Source organism: Bacillus sp. MMSF_3353 (assembly GCF_030733445.1).
Taxonomy (GTDB): Bacteria; Bacillota; Bacilli; order Bacillales; family Bacillaceae_G; genus Bacillus_A; species Bacillus_A wiedmannii.
In genome coordinates, this window is record NZ_JASHJA010000031.1 from 24,028 (window position 1) to 42,523 (window position 18,496).

Annotated in this window: 17 protein-coding genes and 4 pseudogenes; 16 read left to right on the forward strand and 5 right to left on the reverse strand. The window is 32.3% G+C overall.

What is annotated here, in order from left to right; translation table 11 throughout:
• Nucleotides 1-28: 28 nt before the first annotated feature.
• The gene (locus RBB48_RS27635) at nt 29-655 is read right to left on the reverse strand and encodes an ATP F0F1 synthase subunit alpha (protein ID WP_088063445.1); all 627 of its coding nucleotides are present in this window, start codon (nt 653-655) and stop codon (nt 29-31) included.
• 164 nt (nt 656-819) lie between these two features.
• Here RBB48_RS27635 and RBB48_RS27640 point away from each other — a divergent pair.
• The 3 genes and pseudogenes from RBB48_RS27640 to RBB48_RS27650 form a co-directional block, all read left to right on the forward strand.
• Nucleotides 820-1,377 (forward strand): annotated as a pseudogene (locus tag RBB48_RS27640) (pre-toxin TG domain-containing protein); the annotation flags it as partial.
• A 9-nt stretch (nt 1,378-1,386) separates the two neighbouring features.
• On the forward strand, nt 1,387-1,800 hold the full coding sequence (locus RBB48_RS27645) for a CDI toxin immunity protein (RefSeq protein WP_000212604.1): 414 nt from the start codon (nt 1,387-1,389) through the stop codon (nt 1,798-1,800).
• 258 nt (nt 1,801-2,058) lie between these two features.
• Nucleotides 2,059-2,448 (forward strand): hypothetical protein, encoded by a 390-nt coding sequence (locus RBB48_RS27650; RefSeq protein WP_306008456.1) that lies wholly within the window; start codon nt 2,059-2,061, stop codon nt 2,446-2,448.
• 217 nt (nt 2,449-2,665) lie between these two features.
• Here the strand turns inward: RBB48_RS27650 and RBB48_RS27655 are convergent, their stop codons facing one another.
• On the reverse strand, nt 2,666-3,340 hold the full coding sequence (locus RBB48_RS27655; protein WP_088063447.1) for a hypothetical protein: 675 nt from the start codon (nt 3,338-3,340) through the stop codon (nt 2,666-2,668).
• 550 nt (nt 3,341-3,890) lie between these two features.
• Here RBB48_RS27655 and RBB48_RS31760 point away from each other — a divergent pair.
• Nucleotides 3,891-3,992, forward strand: a pseudogene (locus tag RBB48_RS31760) (IS3 family transposase); the annotation flags it as partial.
• Between the two features lie 100 nt (nt 3,993-4,092).
• On the opposite strand, the gene RBB48_RS27665 reads toward RBB48_RS31760, so the two are convergent.
• Together RBB48_RS27665 and RBB48_RS27670 are read right to left on the reverse strand one after the other, a co-directional pair.
• Nucleotides 4,093-4,389, reverse strand: a complete 297-nt coding sequence (locus tag RBB48_RS27665) for a hypothetical protein (protein WP_215559195.1) — start codon at nt 4,387-4,389, stop codon at nt 4,093-4,095.
• A 697-nt stretch (nt 4,390-5,086) separates the two neighbouring features.
• The gene (locus RBB48_RS27670) at nt 5,087-5,806 is read right to left on the reverse strand and encodes an S-layer homology domain-containing protein (RefSeq protein ID WP_306008457.1); all 720 of its coding nucleotides are present in this window, start codon (nt 5,804-5,806) and stop codon (nt 5,087-5,089) included.
• A gap of 868 nt (nt 5,807-6,674) precedes the next feature.
• Here RBB48_RS27670 and RBB48_RS27675 point away from each other — a divergent pair.
• Nucleotides 6,675-6,872 (forward strand): annotated as a pseudogene (locus RBB48_RS27675) (5-deoxy-glucuronate isomerase); the annotation flags it as partial.
• Nucleotides 6,873-7,109: 237 nt separating this feature from the next.
• Here RBB48_RS27675 and RBB48_RS27680 read toward each other — a convergent pair.
• Nucleotides 7,110-7,316, reverse strand: coding sequence for a hypothetical protein (locus tag RBB48_RS27680; protein ID WP_088063460.1), 207 nt, complete (start codon nt 7,314-7,316; stop codon nt 7,110-7,112).
• A 260-nt stretch (nt 7,317-7,576) separates the two neighbouring features.
• Between RBB48_RS27680 and RBB48_RS27685 the strand changes: the two genes are divergently transcribed.
• From RBB48_RS27685 to RBB48_RS27735, 11 genes and pseudogenes are all read left to right on the forward strand, one after another.
• The gene (locus tag RBB48_RS27685) at nt 7,577-8,176 is read left to right on the forward strand and encodes a hypothetical protein (RefSeq protein ID WP_088063461.1); all 600 of its coding nucleotides are present in this window, start codon (nt 7,577-7,579) and stop codon (nt 8,174-8,176) included.
• Between the two features lie 160 nt (nt 8,177-8,336).
• Nucleotides 8,337-8,564 (forward strand): hypothetical protein, encoded by a 228-nt coding sequence (locus RBB48_RS27690; protein ID WP_071732440.1) that lies wholly within the window; start codon nt 8,337-8,339, stop codon nt 8,562-8,564.
• A gap of 74 nt (nt 8,565-8,638) precedes the next feature.
• Nucleotides 8,639-8,943 (forward strand): annotated as a pseudogene (gene tnpA / locus RBB48_RS27695) (IS200/IS605 family transposase); the annotation flags it as partial.
• 268 nt (nt 8,944-9,211) lie between these two features.
• Nucleotides 9,212-9,355 (forward strand): hypothetical protein, encoded by a 144-nt coding sequence (locus RBB48_RS27700; protein WP_252196083.1) that lies wholly within the window; start codon nt 9,212-9,214, stop codon nt 9,353-9,355.
• A gap of 250 nt (nt 9,356-9,605) precedes the next feature.
• Nucleotides 9,606-10,679: a response regulator aspartate phosphatase gene (locus RBB48_RS27705; protein WP_306008458.1), complete on the forward strand. Its 1,074-nt coding sequence runs from the start codon at nt 9,606-9,608 to the stop codon at nt 10,677-10,679.
• Nucleotides 10,676-10,801, forward strand: a complete 126-nt coding sequence (locus tag RBB48_RS27710; protein WP_017658030.1) for a hypothetical protein — start codon at nt 10,676-10,678, stop codon at nt 10,799-10,801. Before RBB48_RS27705 ends, RBB48_RS27710 begins: the two co-directional genes overlap by 4 nt.
• Nucleotides 10,802-10,958: 157 nt before the next feature.
• The gene (gene tnpA / locus RBB48_RS27715) at nt 10,959-11,357 is read left to right on the forward strand and encodes an IS200/IS605-like element ISBth16 family transposase (RefSeq protein WP_000762752.1); all 399 of its coding nucleotides are present in this window, start codon (nt 10,959-10,961) and stop codon (nt 11,355-11,357) included.
• A gap of 11 nt (nt 11,358-11,368) precedes the next feature.
• Complete coding sequence (locus RBB48_RS27720) at nt 11,369-12,481, forward strand: RNA-guided endonuclease TnpB family protein (RefSeq protein ID WP_306008459.1); 1,113 nt, start codon at nt 11,369-11,371, stop codon at nt 12,479-12,481.
• 291 nt (nt 12,482-12,772) lie between these two features.
• Nucleotides 12,773-13,162, forward strand: a complete 390-nt coding sequence (locus RBB48_RS27725) for a hypothetical protein (RefSeq protein WP_306008460.1) — start codon at nt 12,773-12,775, stop codon at nt 13,160-13,162.
• A gap of 278 nt (nt 13,163-13,440) precedes the next feature.
• Nucleotides 13,441-14,370 (forward strand): DUF3994 domain-containing protein, encoded by a 930-nt coding sequence (locus RBB48_RS27730; protein ID WP_306008462.1) that lies wholly within the window; start codon nt 13,441-13,443, stop codon nt 14,368-14,370.
• 735 nt (nt 14,371-15,105) lie between these two features.
• Nucleotides 15,106-18,387, forward strand: coding sequence for a VaFE repeat-containing surface-anchored protein (locus RBB48_RS27735; protein WP_306008461.1), 3,282 nt, complete (start codon nt 15,106-15,108; stop codon nt 18,385-18,387).
• Nucleotides 18,388-18,496: the final 109 nt, after the last annotated feature.

Below are 18,496 nucleotides of genomic sequence, written 5' to 3' on the forward strand. Positions count from 1 at the left end.
TCAATAAGAGAAAAAATACAATTTTATATTAAGACCAAATCCATCGATCATCAGTTAATGCTTGAGAATCATTAACTTTTTCAATCTCATCTGTTATCGACCACTCATTACTTCTTTCAGCGTTCGCCATATGAACTTTAACCTTTTCACCTACATTAAATTTCTGCCCGTGTGTCAAATAAACTGTAACATTACGTTTACTTCCGTCATTTCCAGTATATTGAACAATTACATAATTATATTCTTCTATTCCAGATTTAAACTTATCTACTTTTGTAACATGTCCTATTTCATATTCGTATGCAAAAACATGTTTTAAATAACTTCCCTGGTGTAATGTATCAGTACCTTGAACCTTTTCAATTGACTCTGCAACCATATAGTCCGTAAAATTACGCATCATTGCACCAGTAGCTTTTATTTGATCACCAACTTTTACATTTGGTGTAGAGTTGAAATAAATACTAATAGGCTCTGAATACTTTGTTGATTCAACAGAGATAACATTATCAGTAACCTCAACTACACGCCCTTCAATTGTTGATAAATTTGACTCGATAGAAGCTGCACTTGCTTTTGTTACTTCTAATCCTGGTAGATTTGTGCCTGCAAGAGCTGCAATTCCTAATGCACCAGCTAAAATGATTTTTTTCATACCTTATAACATCTCCATTCCGGTTGTAGTTAAATGCGCAGTTAGGTTTAATTGGTAAATAACTTTCGTATATCACCTAACATGTAATCATTATAGTTACAATAAGAATGATTATCAACTACAATTTAAATGTAATTTTGCATAATAATAAATCTTGATTTAATAATTTATCATTCGTATTGGGTATTATACCAATAATTGGTACAGGAAAAGAAATTGGACAACTTATCAAAGGTGAAGACTTAGTAACAGGTCAAAAATACGGTCCAGACGATTATGTATGGGGCACATTGGCCGTTGTATCTGGTGGTACAACACGAGTTGTTGGTAAGGTTGTAGGGAAGATTGGCGATCTTGAAAAGAAAGGAAAGGCACTAGAAGCAGCTGCTAAAGGTGGTCGTTCAGGTGAGATTGTTCTTGATAAGGTTCAAATATATGAACAAGCAAGAAATAAAGCAATGAGCTTATTGGGGGATTTTGGGGCAGATTCACAACCATTTATAGGAACAATGGAAAAAAGCGCTGGTTATGGTAAAATTGTTGGCAGAGAGACAGCTGATCATAAAGCAAGATGGCGATTAGATTATGATCCTAGTAAAGGGATGCATATAAATGTAGAAGATTTTAGAAATGGAAAAAAAGATAAAGCAATTAAATATGCAATTCCTTTTGAAGGAGACGAAGAAACCTTTAAATCATTATTAAAATATCTAAATAAATGAGGTAATAAAATGGCAACATTGTTGGAAGAGTGTATTGAAGCATTAGGTGAAGACATTGAAATTTTAGAGAATACTCAAGGGAAAATGGTAGTAAAAAGTTTTGAAAATGCATTCCCTATTACACAATGGGGGAGAGTAGATTGGTCCAACATTGAAAACTATGGTGATTTATATAATGAGGATGAAATAAAATTATATCTACAGAACTGTTTTGGAACATATTCTCAGACAGTATATATTATTTGGGATAATGCTAGAGTACCAGTAATCAAAACAAATTTACATCAAGTTTTAAATGTAATATATGATGTTACAGCTGTTAGTTTTGATACTTGGATATATTCACCAGATATGGGGTATGTTATTGAGTATCATCATGATGGTGATATACGTATTGGAGACGTAAAAAATATTGTTAAATAAATAGATTTTTATAAACAAACGTAGGATCATTGATTCCTACGTTTGTTTAGTATTAAGTAAAAATTTAATCACCAGAGAGTATTAGAAAATAAGGGTAACTGTAACTATGAACGATTCTAGATAGCCTAATGAAGATGGATAGGTCAAAATGGCCCATAGTGTAAATGGTGTGGAAATACATTATGTAAAAAAATACAAAAACTGGTGAATTTGATGATTTTAAATTTAAAGATAAAAAATGAATAAGGGGCGTTTATTATGAAAGTAGCTTGTTTGTACAACATTGGAGATTATCTAACAAAGGCAACCGAGGAAATATTTAACTTAGTTATTAAGAAGGAGTATGTTGTTTATGGCATATGTAAGTTACAAAGTGGTGAATTAACATACTTAATCTTAGGAGAACGTGAAAATATGCCATCATGGTATCCAGCAGAATTATTTAAAATATCTGATGCGTTACAACCTATAGAATGGTATTGTGCAGAACACAGACATGTCAAAGATACAACTATAGATTATATATGGGGATATAAAGAGTTAGCCTTGGATGATACACATGCTCTTGGTTTAATAGAAAGAGAGAATAAAGATATGGAACTATTTTTAAAGCGTAAGGCTGAAATTGATGAATTTGAGGAATTGTAATAGTAAATTAATGAATTGATTAACCTATAAAAAGCGTAGAGATTAAATATTTCTACGTTTTTTTGTACATAACATTTAAATAAACAGCTTACTTTTGAAAAAGTTGAAAGATGTTATTTATATTGGCGCTGATATCTATTACAATGTACTCTATAGAAAAAAGTAGCTGCATGTGCAACTACTTTTTTTCAAAAACATTATGATTCAAATAACACCTTTAGCGTAAACTTGCGCTTAATGGTACTTGAGAATAAACTGTGAAATTGTTACCATAAGTACCGTGTCTTGAAAATGAGGAAGAAATTGAACCGTTCCAACTTTTGTAGGTAGCCCCAGATGTATCTGTTCTTAGAAGTACGTTTGAAAAGCTAGCTTGGCTAAAGGAATTGCGTCCAGTATCTTCAACCCCCTGAACCATTTTTACAGGTTCATATTGAGAAAATGAGCCATATACAGGCTGATTTGCATATCTAGGGCTTCCATTTACATACATAGTAACCGTACCATTTCCGTTATTAACTATTTTAAGGTTTACTCGATCACCATCTTTAATTGATGCATCATACTGTGTGTTCCAATACTTACTGTTTTGACCTGATTCATTATATCCTGAATTTAGAAATACTTTATATCCACTTGGTGTTTTGGAAATACCACCCTCAACTTTAGATGCTCCAATACCTAAATACCAATTCACATACCCATCTTTAACAACAACTGATTTTGGTAGATTTATATCAGCTGCAATCCCAGTATAGGTACTATTTGTAACACTTTTTACAGCACCTTCTGTAGCTGCAAAACTAGTAGTTGAAAACATTGATAGAGAAATTAGAAGTGAACCAACTAGATACATCATTTTTTTCTTACTTTTTCTTAATACTTGATTCATTTTAGATCCCCCATATTTTTAATTATTAAATTGTATAGAAAGTTGGCCAACTAACTACAACTTACAAATTAAAGATATATCAGGTTTCATTTAATGTATATATTTTCCTGTTATAAGTCATTGAATTGTCGAATAAATCCGATTTTTTATATTTATCAATATAGGTGGAGTTGACAGATTAAAGTTGTATGTCTATTTAAATGTAAGCAGATTTTGTTAAAAATAATATAAAAACCTATAAATATGTTGTGGATAATATGTACGACGGTTCATTTAGGAGAGAAAAATATGGAATGAATATAGTGGGATTTATCAAAGAATATATCTGAAATGTTTAGAAATAGATTAAATACGAAGGAAATAAATGAATCGTTTGTCTTAAGGAATTCATTGAAATAGTCCGTAGATGAAGGGAAATATATGATTTATAAGACATGGATTTCCTATATAAAAGAAGAAAGGGGATCCAGCTATGGGAATTACAGAACAAGACAAAGCGAAGGTAATTTATCTTACAAAATTCGAAAATATGTAACATATTAAGATAGAATTAGATAATTATATAGGTTATTACAATCACAAAAGAATTAAAGCGCAGTTAAAAGGAATGAGTCCAGTACAATACCGGACTCACATTCAAACGGCCGCTTAATGTTTTGTTTAACTCTTCTGAACCAGTTTTTATAATAGGTGATCAATTTTTGGCTTGCTACGATTAGTGATTGTTATTCTTTAACTCATCTCATATTACGTTAGTTTAAGTATTGAGAGTAAAAGAATAGGAATAGAAAAATTAATGTTTTGATAAATAATTTATTAAAGAAACTTAAAGGAATAACAAGTTCTCCTATTGTAAGGATTTTAAGTTTATCCTTATTTAGTCCTTTTATTAATTCTTTTAATGTTTGGAAGTTTATTTTATTAACGAAAGACCAACTTGGCACAGCTTTTGTATCTGAACCTATTTTGAAAATGATATGAATACTATGTGCATGAAAACCGCTTATTATTAAAATAAGCATAAACCCTAAAATAATGAAGCAAGTCATTTTTCAACATCTCCTTTCAGTATTTAATATTAAGATATTAAAACTGTTGAGAAAGTGTGCTGTTGTCCATGAAAAATATTGAGAATTTGTTGAGGAAATGATGAGAATGTTGCAAAGCGATTGATTGTAGGGGAGTTAGAGTTAATAATGCTTGTCAGATTATATGCGTGAAAAAAGGAAATAGGAAAGAGAACAGTTGCGTAGACTGTTCTCTTAAGGAGCGGAAGTGCTGAACATTTTCAATGACAATGATTCAACCATTCCGTTAATAGTATGTGTAAATATTTATAATTTATACAAGAAAATCAGAGATTCATTATGAATACAGATTGGCTGTTACCAATCTATTATTAGTATTGGGAATAATTACACAAATTATTCATAAGTTAAAATCTCAATTCATCGTAGGATGAGTGACATGCAAAGTAAAAAGAGCACTTTTTAAAAGTGCTCTTTTTAAGGTGTGTATTAGGACTTGAAAGAGGCATCAATGATAATTTAGAAGGAGATATCTCTATACAACATATGGAGGTGCTATGAAAGGGTGACGATAAAAAATAAAAAGAGCAGTTAGAATGAACTAACTGCTCAGCTCCAGGGGAATTGGAGACTTAGTTTTTATAGTATTAGCAAACTTACGGTGTATTATTCAATAGTAGATATAGATGGTTAATTATTAATATTGTATTAGTGCGTTTTATCCTTTAAATATTGTTCCTCCATTAGTAACATGGGACTCTCCAATTTCTCCAACTTCTTCAACAAGAATAAGCGGTAAATTATTATTACCTTGTTTATTATTCCTGTTCATAGCATTATAAATAAATTGTGCGTACTGTTCTCTAGATACCTTCATATATGGACTATAGTTATTGTTACCTGTGCCTTCCGCAATATGGTTGGAATGAATAGCATGAATTGCATCTTTTGCCCAATATCCATTTGGTATATCTTTAAAAGTAAATGCTCCTGTTACTTTTAGCTGAAATGCCTTCGTTAATACAGAAGCCATTTCAGCACGTGTTAAAGTATCCTTAGGACGGAAGTTACCATGTTCATCTCCAGTGAATATTCCTAAGTTTGTGAGAGATAAAATCTCTTTTGAGTAATGGGTTGTGAGAGAATTGATATCTAAATAAGGGTTAGTATATGTTTCTTTATTTTCTGGTTTGAGGTAATTGTACATAAGGATGGCTACTTGTTCTCGTGTTACATCATCTCCAAATCCAAAGATCCCATTTCCGTATCCAAATAGGATTTGTTTTTCTTTTAAGTCATGTATCGCTGTATATGACCAGTGGTTTTGTGGTACATCAGCAAAGGCTTCTTCAGCATGAGCGTTATAATGTCCAACTCCAAGTATTGTTAAGGTACTAATAGATAGTGCTGAGCATAATTCAACTAATTTTCTTTTCAAAACATTTCCTCCTTAAAAACGATATATTATCTTAATAAGTATATTGAAACCTATTTTAATTATATATAAATATAATAGGTTTAAAAGATATATTTTTGTGGATGAAAAATATAACGGTGCCATATTTGAAAAATTGCAAGATAGGCCAGTAACTAGATTTGGTTATAATATTTTTGATTTTATAAAGAGGAAAGGGGTAGTTTCAATTATCGAGACAGTAAAAGGACAAGTAATAAGGATTACATTTGAAGAAAGTGTGTTGTTTTAATTGTATTAGGAGTTTTAATTATCGTATAACTTCGTCTTATATAGCTAGGGAAAATCAATGGATAAATTGGATAGAAGTCTTTGTATATCCTATAGGCTTAATTCTATGTATGATACTTGGACATTTTGGGTTACCAGAGTTTTCAATATTAGTAGGGTTAGTATGTATTGTATGAGGTATCCTTATGGCAGTAGGAATTAGTGTCATATAGAAACAATAAGAGCACAGAGCATTTAAATAGAATGCTTTTTATTTTGCATAGAAAAAGGAACCCAGAAGGGTTCCTTTTCTTATTCCGATCTATCTTAAGCGCATATAAGATAATATTATTTTACATCTTAATATTAGGAATTACAATAAATTAATTAGAGATTACTGTGAGTTGGTGTAAATGGGAGAAAGAACTATGAATGCTCCTGCATGCTCTGGTTCTAATGAGCCTTGCATATGGACATCAAATGTCTAATAAGCAAATCGGTGAAATGTTTCTACCGGTGTATCCTCAAGGTTGATTAGCTTGTAAATATGAAACACTACGCTGGAAGATAGAAATACTTACAAATTTTAAAAGAATTCCTTTTGTGTACCAAGAAGCAAAATTATCGCGTTGTACATAATAGCTTTATTACAATTCCAGGTGAGCTAGACCACCCGCAAGCAACCGCGCCTGGATATGCAATGTATTTTTGTTGGATGATTCGACATCTTGAGAATAACCCATGGAATGATCGCATTATGGAGGAAGACCACAAGTGGTTATTAGAACCAAACGTGAAAATTTGGCCAGAAAAGGAATAAATAGAAAAACGAGCACTCCTATTTATAGTGATAGGGTGCTCGTTTTTCTATTTATACGCAGAAAGGAAGATCCTTTTTACTGTTACTGTCGGGCTATCGTTCTGCGCACATTTGAAGAAGGAGAATTCTTTCAGTAAGTATGTAGAAATGATCCTTTATTTTGACGTTTGCTTCTGACCTGATAGTTATTTTTTATGGAAAAATCAGTTTACTGTTATTAAGTTTTTTCTTTGTAATTTATTTTTTGTTTGTTGTTCTATCTACATCTAAAATGGGTGAGTCTGTGCTGTATAGGTCTTGGTTACTTTCGTTATTGTTATTGTTTGGATTATTTTTCACTTGAGATGATGTTTCTAGCAGTTGTTCTTGTTCCTTACTAGGGGTATTCAGGGCATCCGAAGGGACGCGATTAATCTGTTCGCTCAATAGATTTTCTTTGTCCATATTATACAGCTCCTTTTTGGAATGAGATAAAAAAATGGAATTATTAATAGACACTTCGATATTTTGTGTCTTTGAAAGGAATTATATACAAACTTATATTGCAAAGTTAACTAACAAAAAAATATTGGTGATGAATAAAGGGATACAGAATTCAAGTTCGAAAGTGTGGTTCTTCTATCTAATAAGATAAGATATGATTTGATATTTTCTTAGTTTTGGTTCGTTAAGTTTATATACTTAAAGTAAAGGGCTTAATTTCAATTAAGGGGGAGAATAATTTGGAGGTATATAACTCAGTTGCTCCTGCACAAACAAAAAATGAAGATCTACCATTCGATATTTCCTGGATGACCGATTGGATTGTAGATTGGTTTGGTTCTTTGTTTAATGGAGGCAGTGATGTAATAAAAGATGGGGGAGACAAAATAGATGGGGCAGTTCATGCGAGTGTGCCTGCATTCTTTGATGTTATTTTCCTGATCCTTTCTGTAGTAATTTTAATATCATTATTAGTTTTTGGCGCTTCTTTATGGTTTAAACATATAAAGTGGAAAAAAAGATCAATATATTTTGGAGTAGGGTCTTTCATTCTCATACTATTAATAAGGATTTTACCGGTGTTAATGTTGACAACACGTTCTTTTGATTTTCAAACTTTTATGAGTAATATGGTGGGTTTAATCACTTCTATAATTTTAGGGACAGCTGTATTAATGTTTTTAATATCTCTAGCACTAGGTATGCTTTATAAGAAATTTGAACATCCGAAATATGGGAAATGGAGTTCAAGTTTAAGATATAGTTCCATTTTTATATTTGTAACGACATTGTTAGTACCAGCCTTACTGCGCCATTTATAATTTTGGTTTATATAAGGAGATAGAGGAATAGTGAAGGTAACATCTATATTTATTCCTTCTATATATACTAGTACTTATTCTCCTTTAGGTTTCTAATTTAAATCTAATAAGTTAAAAAGCTTTTGGTGTATGAGGTTTTGATAAGGGAGGATGAGTATTAGTGACTACGTTCATTGTAATGGTTAGTATTTTCTTAATTCTATTCGTAATTGGTCCTAAAGCGACTAAGAGAAAAGAAGAAAAAGATAGAATAGAAAAAGAACATAAGCAGAAAATGGAGGCTTTAGAAGAAGAAAAGTTGGATTTTGATATTAATGGAAGCAAAGTAAGGTTACATAAAAAGCCTAAATTAAAGAAAAGTATATATAAAATAAAGAGTAACAGATAGCTTTTTAATTAAAAGGGGAAAGGGATAGAATGGATAACGGATTTCTTTGAACAAAGTAGGGAGCATCATACCGGACAGATTTAGAAGAGTGCTTTAGGGAGTTGGTACAAGAAATATGCGACGAATTAGAAATTGTCATTGTCGCTTTAGAGTGTAACAAAGACCATACACATATGTTTTTAAACACGCTGTCAACATTTATTCCTTTGATATTATGGAAAAAATCAAAGGAGTAACTTCAAAAAAATTGAGAGAGGAATTTCCTTACCCTAAACATTTTCCAAGTTTATGGGCATGTAGTTATTTTGTATCTACCGCAGGAAATGTATCGAGTGCAACTTTTAAAAAATATGTAGAAAAACAAAAAACAAGGAGCTGAGAAAGGTGCAAATTAAATGTAGTAATTGCGGATTTGAACAATTTATGAAAGACCATAAATTCAACAGAGAATATAGAGATGACTACAATAATGCCTTGTTTGTTCTGTGTGGGAGAAATGCTTGTGATACTTCTCAAATTAAAATTCCGAGTGGTTATATCAGAAAAATGATGTGGCTTGGTTCGTGGTCAATTGTAAGAGTTATAACTTTAGACGAATACAAAAGTCTTAAGAGAGCTAGATTTATTAGGAATTTAGTTGAAGAAAAATGTACCAAACGATAACAGTAAAAATCGAGCTACTTCCTACAAAAGAACAGGCTTTCATCATAAAGGCTATTGAAAGAGAATATATCTCTACAATCAATGCACTTGTATCTGAAATGGCACAGCAAAGAAAATATATGAAATGAAAGAAGCCATTTGTGATAGAATGGCTCTTTTTGTATTAAAATATTTTCCCATGTTCAGTATTTTGTTGCTTGAAGTGAAACTAAATCTGAAAATAGCTACTAATTCTAGAGTGATACCTAAAACTTGAATTACTTTCTTTATTTTCTTCTGTGAATATTCAAAAATAAGTTTCTCAAGTTAAAATATTGTGAATATATTTATAAATACAAGTATACCGTGATAATATTTGATAAAAGGGGGTAGGAGCAGATGAGTGTTAACCTCATTTCTAACGAAAAAATCACCAAATTATTAAATGACTGGTATCAAGCTATGATTGCACAACGTGTATTACAGTCCGAAAAGATAAAAGAAGATATTGAAAGTAAAATTAATTATATCAAGGAAGATCAAACAATATTAATGTATTACGCTTTACTAAATGCGCGGTACAGCCTTCTAATTCGTGATACGAAGGGTTCGAAAGATATTTTAGACAAAGTCGAACCTTTACCAGACGAAAATGAAACATTTTTAGAGTACTATTATCATTTATTTAAAGCTATTTACGCCATCAATACGGCAAACAATAGTGAAGCAAGGGTTCATTTTGAAGAAGCTGAAAAGCTTCTAGATTACATGCATGATGAAATTGAAAAAGCAGAATTTAATTATTGGGTTGCTGTTTACTACTACCATATAATGAAACCAATTCAAGCAATTCAATATGCTATGAAGGCAAATGAAATATTTATAAATAACGCAGGATATGAATTGAAAATAGCTGCATGTTTAAATACTTTAGGAATGGCAAACATACGACTAAATGAATTTGAAAGTGCAGAAGAATATTTACTTTCAGCATTAGACACTTTCAAAAAATCAGGTGATGAAATTCTAATTAAACGCGTTAAGCATAATTTAGGACTTTTATATGCTAGTCAAAACATGCCAGAGTTAGCAGTTAAACATTTAGAGAATTCATTAGAGAATAACTTTAAAACTATGTTTCTTTTAGCGAGAGAACATTTCAAGCTAGGAAAGCATACTATTGCTAATGAATATATTGAACAAGGTTATAAGCTTAGTGATGTAGGTTATCGTCATCATTTCGAAATCTTAAGGGCATTACATAATAAAGCGCCACTCGAAGAATTTGAGAAATTAGTTATAGAAGGTATTTCGTATTTTGAAGCAGAAGAATTATATGAGTGGGTAAAAGAGTATGCTTCTCTTTTAGGTGACCAATTCTACAATTCAAAAAATCATGAAAAGGCAAGCAAATATTTACACATTGCTTTAGACGCAGACAAAATAAGCAAAGAAAGAAGGGCGCTAAAATGAAAAAAGCTATCTTATTAATGATGATGTTGTCCACCGTTTTTACTTTTGGTCTTACTAATGTAAAAGACGTACCACAACAAGAATCAATTGAAGTATTTATGGATCATGGGGAACATATTTAACGAATTTCCCGAAAGAATTCTCCTTCCTCAAGCGTGTGAAGGGCTTAGCCCAACGGTAGGTGGGAGATGAATTTCGGTTTGGCGTAGCCAAAAGGTTTTCCTTTTTATTTTGCCTCTGATATAATCAGTCTTATAAATTATAAAGGCTGGTATATAAATGAAATTAGATAGCAATAACCATTCAGTATTCTTGTTATATTATCACCTTGTGTTGGTCGTGAAATACAGAAGAAATGTGTTTGATGATGATATGTCAGACTATGCAAAAGATATGTTTGTTCGACTATCTGAAAACTATAACATCACATTAGTTGAATGGAATCATGATGTAGACCACGTTCATATTTTGTTCAAGGCACACCCTAATACAGAAATGACAAAATTCATCAATGCTTATAAAAGTGCAAGTTCTCGACTTATTAAAAGAGACTTTCCACAAGTGAAAAAGAAACTTTGGAAAGAGATGTTTTGGTCAAGAAGTTTTTGCTTGCTAACTACTGGTGGTTCGCCAATAGACGTAGTAAAAACATATATTGAAAATCAAAGTGAAAAGTGAGGTGAAATGATATGACAAAGCAGAATAAAGCATATAAATTCCGTTTGTATCCAACAGAAGAACAAGCACATCTTATGCGTAAAACCTTCGGTTGTGTACGTTTCGTGTATAACAGAATGTTAGCTGAACGGAAAGAAGCGTATGAAAAACATAAAGATGATAAGGATCAACTAAAGAAACAAAAGATTCCCACTCCTGCGAAATACAAAGCAGAATTTGAGTGGTTAAAAGAAGTTGATTCATTAGCTTTGGCAAATGCTCAACTAAACTTGCAAACTGCCTATAAAAATTTCTTTCGTGGTCAAAATGACTTCCCAACATTCAAAAGCAAAAAAGACAGAAAGTCTTATACAACGAATGTAGTGAACGGAAATATTATGTTGCTTAACGGTCATATCAAATTGCCAAAACTGAAAATGGTACGTATCAAACAGCATAGAGAAATACCACAAGACCATATAATCAAGTCATGTACGATTTCTATGACACCCACTGGTAAATACTATGTGTCCATTTTGACTGAATACGAAAAAGAGATCGTACAAAAAGAAGTAGAAACAGTTTTTGGATTAGACTTTGCGATGGATCAATTATACGTCAGTTCTGAGGATGAGAGAGCCAATTATCCTAAGTTCTATCGTGAAATGTTAGACCGATTAGCAAAGGCTCAACGAGTATTATCAAGAAGAACAAAATGTTCTATTCGTTGGAATAAACAACGTATCCGTGTAGCTAAATTACATGAAAAAGTAGCGAACCAACGTAAGAACTTCCTTCATCATAAGTCTAAAGAGTTAGCTACTTATTTTGATGTTGTAGCTATTGAAGATCTAAATATGAAGGGAATATCGCAAGCACTTCATTTTAGAAAAAGCGTCGCTGATAATGCTTGGGGTATGTTCACTTCTTTCTTAGCTTATAAACTAAATGAACAAGGCAAACAGCTTGTGAAAATAGACAAATGGTTTCCTTCCACAAAAACATGTAGCAGTTGTGGAAATGTGAAAAATATGTCATTGTCTGAGCGAGTTTATTCTTGTATATGCGGTGTAAATATCGATAGAGATTATAACGCAGCTATCAATATCAAAAATGAAGCAATACGCCTATTGGTGTTAGCATAGATAGCAATAAAATAACCCTTGGAACAAGGGAGTTAGCTCGGCTGTCTTAGGACGAATTCGTTAGCTACCAAAAGTAACGACTAACCGAGAAGCCCCCACTTCAAACAGTCCGTTAGGATCTTAAGTGGCGGGTAGTTCACTTTTCTAAAAAGAGGCTAATAAAGTTTTATTTAATCTAATTATTAAACAGAGATCTGAGCGTATTACTGATGCTTGGATCTTTTTTAATAATAGGGATTCGTGAACATAACTATCGGTTGAGTACGGAAATAGTGATTGTGGGGGAAAAAGATGAAATGGGGAATAGAAGCAATAAAGAGTTATGAATTAAATTGTAATGACTTAGATCGATATACATTTTTAGGGGAAGAATACCAAAGTACAAACTGGAGTTATTTATCTCTCTCGCATCTTCAAAATTTCTTAGAAACATCAGGTTTGGATAGAGATATGATATTAGAACTGCTGCCAATTAATTTTAAAGGAATTGTATGGAAGTCTCTCGAAAGCGAGGACTTGGAATTTCTAAATACTTTAACAAACCCTATTAGATGTTTGGAGATTATAGATAGATATAACTTAATGGATTCTGCAGCAACTCATACACCAAGCATGGAATATAAACTGAGATGGTTAAAAGAGCGCTGGGTGAAAGGATATTATATTTTCGCCAACTGTTAAGATAAAGCTTGAATAGTAGAAAGGAGGATATATTTGAGAGGACCGACTCATGTAGCAGCAGGGGCAGCATTCGCTTTAATTGGAGACTCTTTTTTAAATTACATGAAAAATAGGGAAGAAATAAGGCACTCGAACAGCTATTTAATGTTTAAGTGCTTTTTTTATGTAGAGTCTACATTTTAATTAATGATGGGTAAAATTTCTATCTTATTTATACAAATTATGTTATGGTACAATATGTTAATTATATACAATTTTTTCTAAGGGGATGGGGCATCGTGAAAGCAAAGAAACTAGTAACGTTAGCGATACCATTTATGCTATTGGCAGGTTGTGGTACCGATAAAACAGACGCAAAGCCAAAAGAAAAAGTAGAGTCTAAATCAGAAACTAAGGAAAAGTTATCAAAAGAGCAGTATCCAGTTCGTATGACGGGTTTATCTTCTGAATTAATGAATAAAATTTCTTCTATAACTGAGATAGCATTAGATAAAACGAAGGACGAAAAGGAATTAGTAAAAGGGTTAGTAAAAGAAGAAGCTGAGTTACAAAAGACTATTACTAAGTTTAATAAAATAGAAGCGCCTAAAGAGTATCAAGACTCACATAAAGAAATATTAAAGGCGGTAGACTGTTATAGTAAGGCATATGCAATTCAGGCTAAGATGGCAAAAACGAATGCTAAAGACATAGATAAATCAAAAGCAAAAGAAACAATGGATTTAATCAGAGAAGGTAATGGTTATTGGAAAACTGGTTTCAAACCAGTTGAAGATGCTACAGTAAAAAAAGCAAACGATCTTGGTTTCGGTACAGGGGCAAAAACTGATACTCCTTCAACTTCTAAGTCCGATGATGATAATGTGCAATTATCCGCAGACGGTAAAGAGTTATTTGGCACGTGGGGTAGTTACAGAGGTTCTGAGTTTCATAAAGGTTTAGACCTTAGAGAAGATAATTCATTCACGGCCTATGATGATACTGGTAAGTCTTCTTATGAAGATAACCATATGACAGGTACATGGTTATATAATGCAGACAAGAAGCAAGTAACTATGATTCCTACTGAATTTGTTAAAGACGGTAAGAAGATAGATGCTAGACAAATGAATGCGGTAGTAGATTATACAGTTGAGTTTCTCAGAGCAGGTTCTTTAAGAATGGTAGATAATAAAGGTAACAAATTGGAAGTAGAAAGACAGAAGTAAATATTGTTTACAAAGGGTGGGGGATTCATAAATTATGATACTGTAGCATTACTACAACGGATGCGACAATTGCAACAAATGGAAGCCGCTGCAAGCAATAAATTGATTTTAAAGCGTGCTGATTCGTATACACCAAATATTCCCCCCATAAAAGGCAAAGTAATGTCATGAAAAAAGAGCCAGATTGTATGGCTCTTTTTAAGTATTAAAATGTTTCCCCATGTTCAGCATTTTGAGTAATGTTGTTTGAGGTAAAACTAAATCTGAAAAACGGCTACCAATCCTAGAGTGATACCTAAAACTTAAATTACTTTCCTCATTATTTTAGTGCCTCCTTTTCCGAGTTTTTGAGACTGTAGTACCTACAAATAGACTTGAAATTTAGTTTTCATAATTATTGTTGAGCCCTAGCAGAATGAAGAACAGGGGAATTAAATCTGCCTATTCCGCTAGCTAAAAAAATGTGGAAAATTAATAACTTGAGTAAAAGAACTGCTATTAACATACTTAACATACATATTTGTTTTGTTAATTGTGGGCGTGTTTTGAGATTTGTATATAGTAATTTCATTTGAAAACTTGAAAAACATTAAAATGTGTAAATTTTTCGAATTTTTTATTAAATGCATTTAATATTTGTAATTTGTTGTTTTATAATGATACTCGGGTTGGTCGTGAATGTTTTAGATATTGCGATATACAATCGGATTAATTTATTTTAGGGAGGTTTCAAAATTGGGTAAGAGAGTTATTATAAGAGTTTTTACATTATTATCAGTACTAGCATTATGCCTTAATGTGTTTTTACCAAGGGCTAGTGCAGAGGTTATGACGCACGAGAAATATTCAATGAACTGGAGTTATAGTAATAGTTTAGGCAAGTACATTCGAACTGAAATGATTAAAAATTCAAGTGGTCAAATTGCTTATTGCTTAACTCTGGGACTAAAATCACCAAATGGTGAAGATCTTCCTGAAATGGGGAAAACAGATAATGTAGTATATAGGGTCCTATTAAACGGTTTCCCACAAAAAAATGTTGAGCAGCTAGGAGTAGCTAATCAGAATGAAGCACATTACGCGACTCAGCTTGCAGTTTGGAATGCATTAGGTCAACTTGATGTAAATGAACTGAAACATGAAAATAAAAATGTTGAAAAAGCGGCTAAGGCAATTATCAATGCTGCTAATAATAGCGGCGATACACAAGATATCTATATGAATGTTATCCCAGCTGAAAAACAAAAAGCAGAATTAAAAGGTGAGTTCTTCGAAACGAATCTATATACAGTACAAACAAATGCTAAGAGTGGTTCTTATAAAGTAGTAGCGAAAAATGCACCTAATGGAGTAAAAATTGTTAGTGAAAATGGTGAAGTGAAAGATCAACTGTCAGTTGGAGAGAAATTCCGTATCCAAATTCCTAAAAATACAAAAACAGGTGAATTTAATCTAAGTGTTGCTGCAAACTTAACAAAAGTTCAAGCAATTGCTTACCGCGGTACGGATACTGTTCAGAATGCTACAGTATTACTAGAAAGAAATGAAGAAAAGCTTAGTAGTGACCTTGCAGTAAATTGGGAAGCTGCTGGTGCTTTAAAAATTAAAAAGGTTGGAGAAAATGGAGAAGTATTAGCTGGTGCAGTATTTGAGGTCTTTAATGCAAATAATGAATCAGTTGGAAAAATCACGACTGGTGCTGATGGTACGGCAGGATTAAATAACCTACCAATTGGTACTTATACTGTAAAAGAAATAAAAGCGCCAACAGGCTATGTTTTAGGTGATAAACCACAAACTATTGAGGTTAAGACAGGAGAAACAGGGGTTGTTCAAATAGTAAACAACAAGGCAAAAGGGAACATTGAAATAAAAAAACTTAGTGATTCAGGTAAAGTGCTACCTAATGTTGAATTCACTGTTTTTACTGAAGATGGAAAAGAAGTGAAAAAGGCAGTAACAAAAGAAAATGGAATTGCAAATGTTGAAGGCCTTACATTTGGGAAGTATTATTTCTTAGAGACAAAAACACCAAATGGATATATTGGAAATAAAACAAAGTATCCTTTTGAAATTAAAGAACACAATAAAACACTGACTTTTACAGTAGAAAACACCGAAGTAAAAGGTAGTGTAAAACTACTAAAAGTAGATAACGAAGATATTAGTAAAAAATTAGAAGGTGCAGTATTCGAGTTAAAAGATGCAAGTGGAAAAGTAATTGGCGAATATAAGACAGATAAATATGGCGAAATTAACGTTAAAGATCTAGCGTATGGTAAGTATTCATTTGTAGAAAAGACTTCTCCAAACGGTTACGTTCTTGTTAAAGAACCAATTGTGTTCGAAATAAAGGAACATGGAAAAATTATTGAGCTATTAGCAGTTAATCATCTTATCAAAGGTGATCTGGAAATTACAAAGGTAGATGTTGCGGATGGAAACAATAAGCTTCCAAATGCAGAATTTACGATTTATAACGAAGCAGGAAAAGAAGTAGTAAAAGGTAAAACAGATGATAAAGGTATCGCTAAATTTGAAAAGCTACCATTTGGAAAATACACATATAAAGAAACTATTGCACCAAACGGTTACATTTTAAATGAAGAGACGTTTTCTTTTGAAATCAAAGAGAATGGTCAAATAATTAAACATATCGTCAAAGATGAGAAGATTCCTTCAATTAAAACAACAGCAACTGATAAAAAAGATGGTACAAAAGAAATGCACACTTCTAAGTCTGTAACAATTCAAGATAAAGTGGAGTACAAAGACCTACAAGTAGGTAAAGAGTACAATTTAAAAGGTAAATTAATGGATAAAAAGACTAATAAACCATTAGTTGTAAATGGTAAAGAAGTAACTGCTGAAACGAAGTTTACACCAAAAGAAGCAGCTGGTTCTATTACATTAGATTTCACTTTTGATGCAACTGGTTTAGAAGAAAAAGAAGTAGTAGTATTCGAAGAGTTACTGAAAGACGGAAAAGTTGTTACTACACATGCTGATATTAATGATAAAGGTCAAACAGTTAAGTTCGTTAAGCCATCAGTAAAAACAACTGCTACAAACAAAGCTGATGGTGGAAAAGAGATTCATTCAAAGGATTCTATCACTATCCAGGATAAAGTGGAGTACACTAACTTAGTTGTTGGTAAAGAGTACACTGTAAAAGGTAAATTAATGAACAAAGCTATTAATGAACCATTATTAATTGATGGTAAAGAAGTAACAGCTGAGACTAAGTTTATTGCAAAAGAAAAGAATGGTTTTGTAACATTAGACTTTACTTTTGTTGGTGCTGAACAGCAAGGAAGAGAAGTAGTAGTGTTTGAAGAATTATTACATGAAGGTCAAGTAATAGCAACTCACGCTGATATTAACGATGTAGGTCAAACAGTTCGATTTGTAGAGCCTTCTGTTAAAACGACAGCTACAAATAAAGCTGATGGTTCTAAAGAGTTAGACGCTTCTAAAACTGTAACAATCCAAGATAAAGTGGAATACAAAGACTTAATCGTGGGTAAAGAGTACGTAGTAAAAGGTAAACTAATGGATAAAGCAACAAAAAAACCATTATTAGTTGATGGTAAAGAAGTAACAGTAGAATCTAAGTTTACTCCAAAAGAGAAAAATGGTTCTATCACACTCGATTTCACATTTAATGCTTCTGCATTACAAGGAAAAGAAGTGGTAGTGTTTGAAGAATTGTATCAAGATAATGTCTTGGTAGCTATTCACGTTGACATCGAAGATAAGGGTCAAACGGTGAAATTTAAAGAAGTAAAACCGGAACAACCAAAACCAGAACAGCCACATCAAGATAAAAATACTCCAACTTCAGAACAACCAAAAGAGCAAGTAAAAGAACAACCACAACCTAAGAAAGAAATTCAATCTAAAATTGGATGGTTACCGCAAACAGGTGCTGACCTTACAAGTTGGATCTCTATGGCTGCAGGTGCATTACTGTTAATTGTTGGTGGAGTTATTTTCTTAAAACGTAAAAACGCTTGAACTACCCCCACTTTCACTTCGTTTAGAAGTGAAAGTGGGGGATTCCTAAGTAAAGAGTTCTATCGAACTCTAATTGATTAGGCTAACCCCGCAGTCCTTGCGGTTAGAA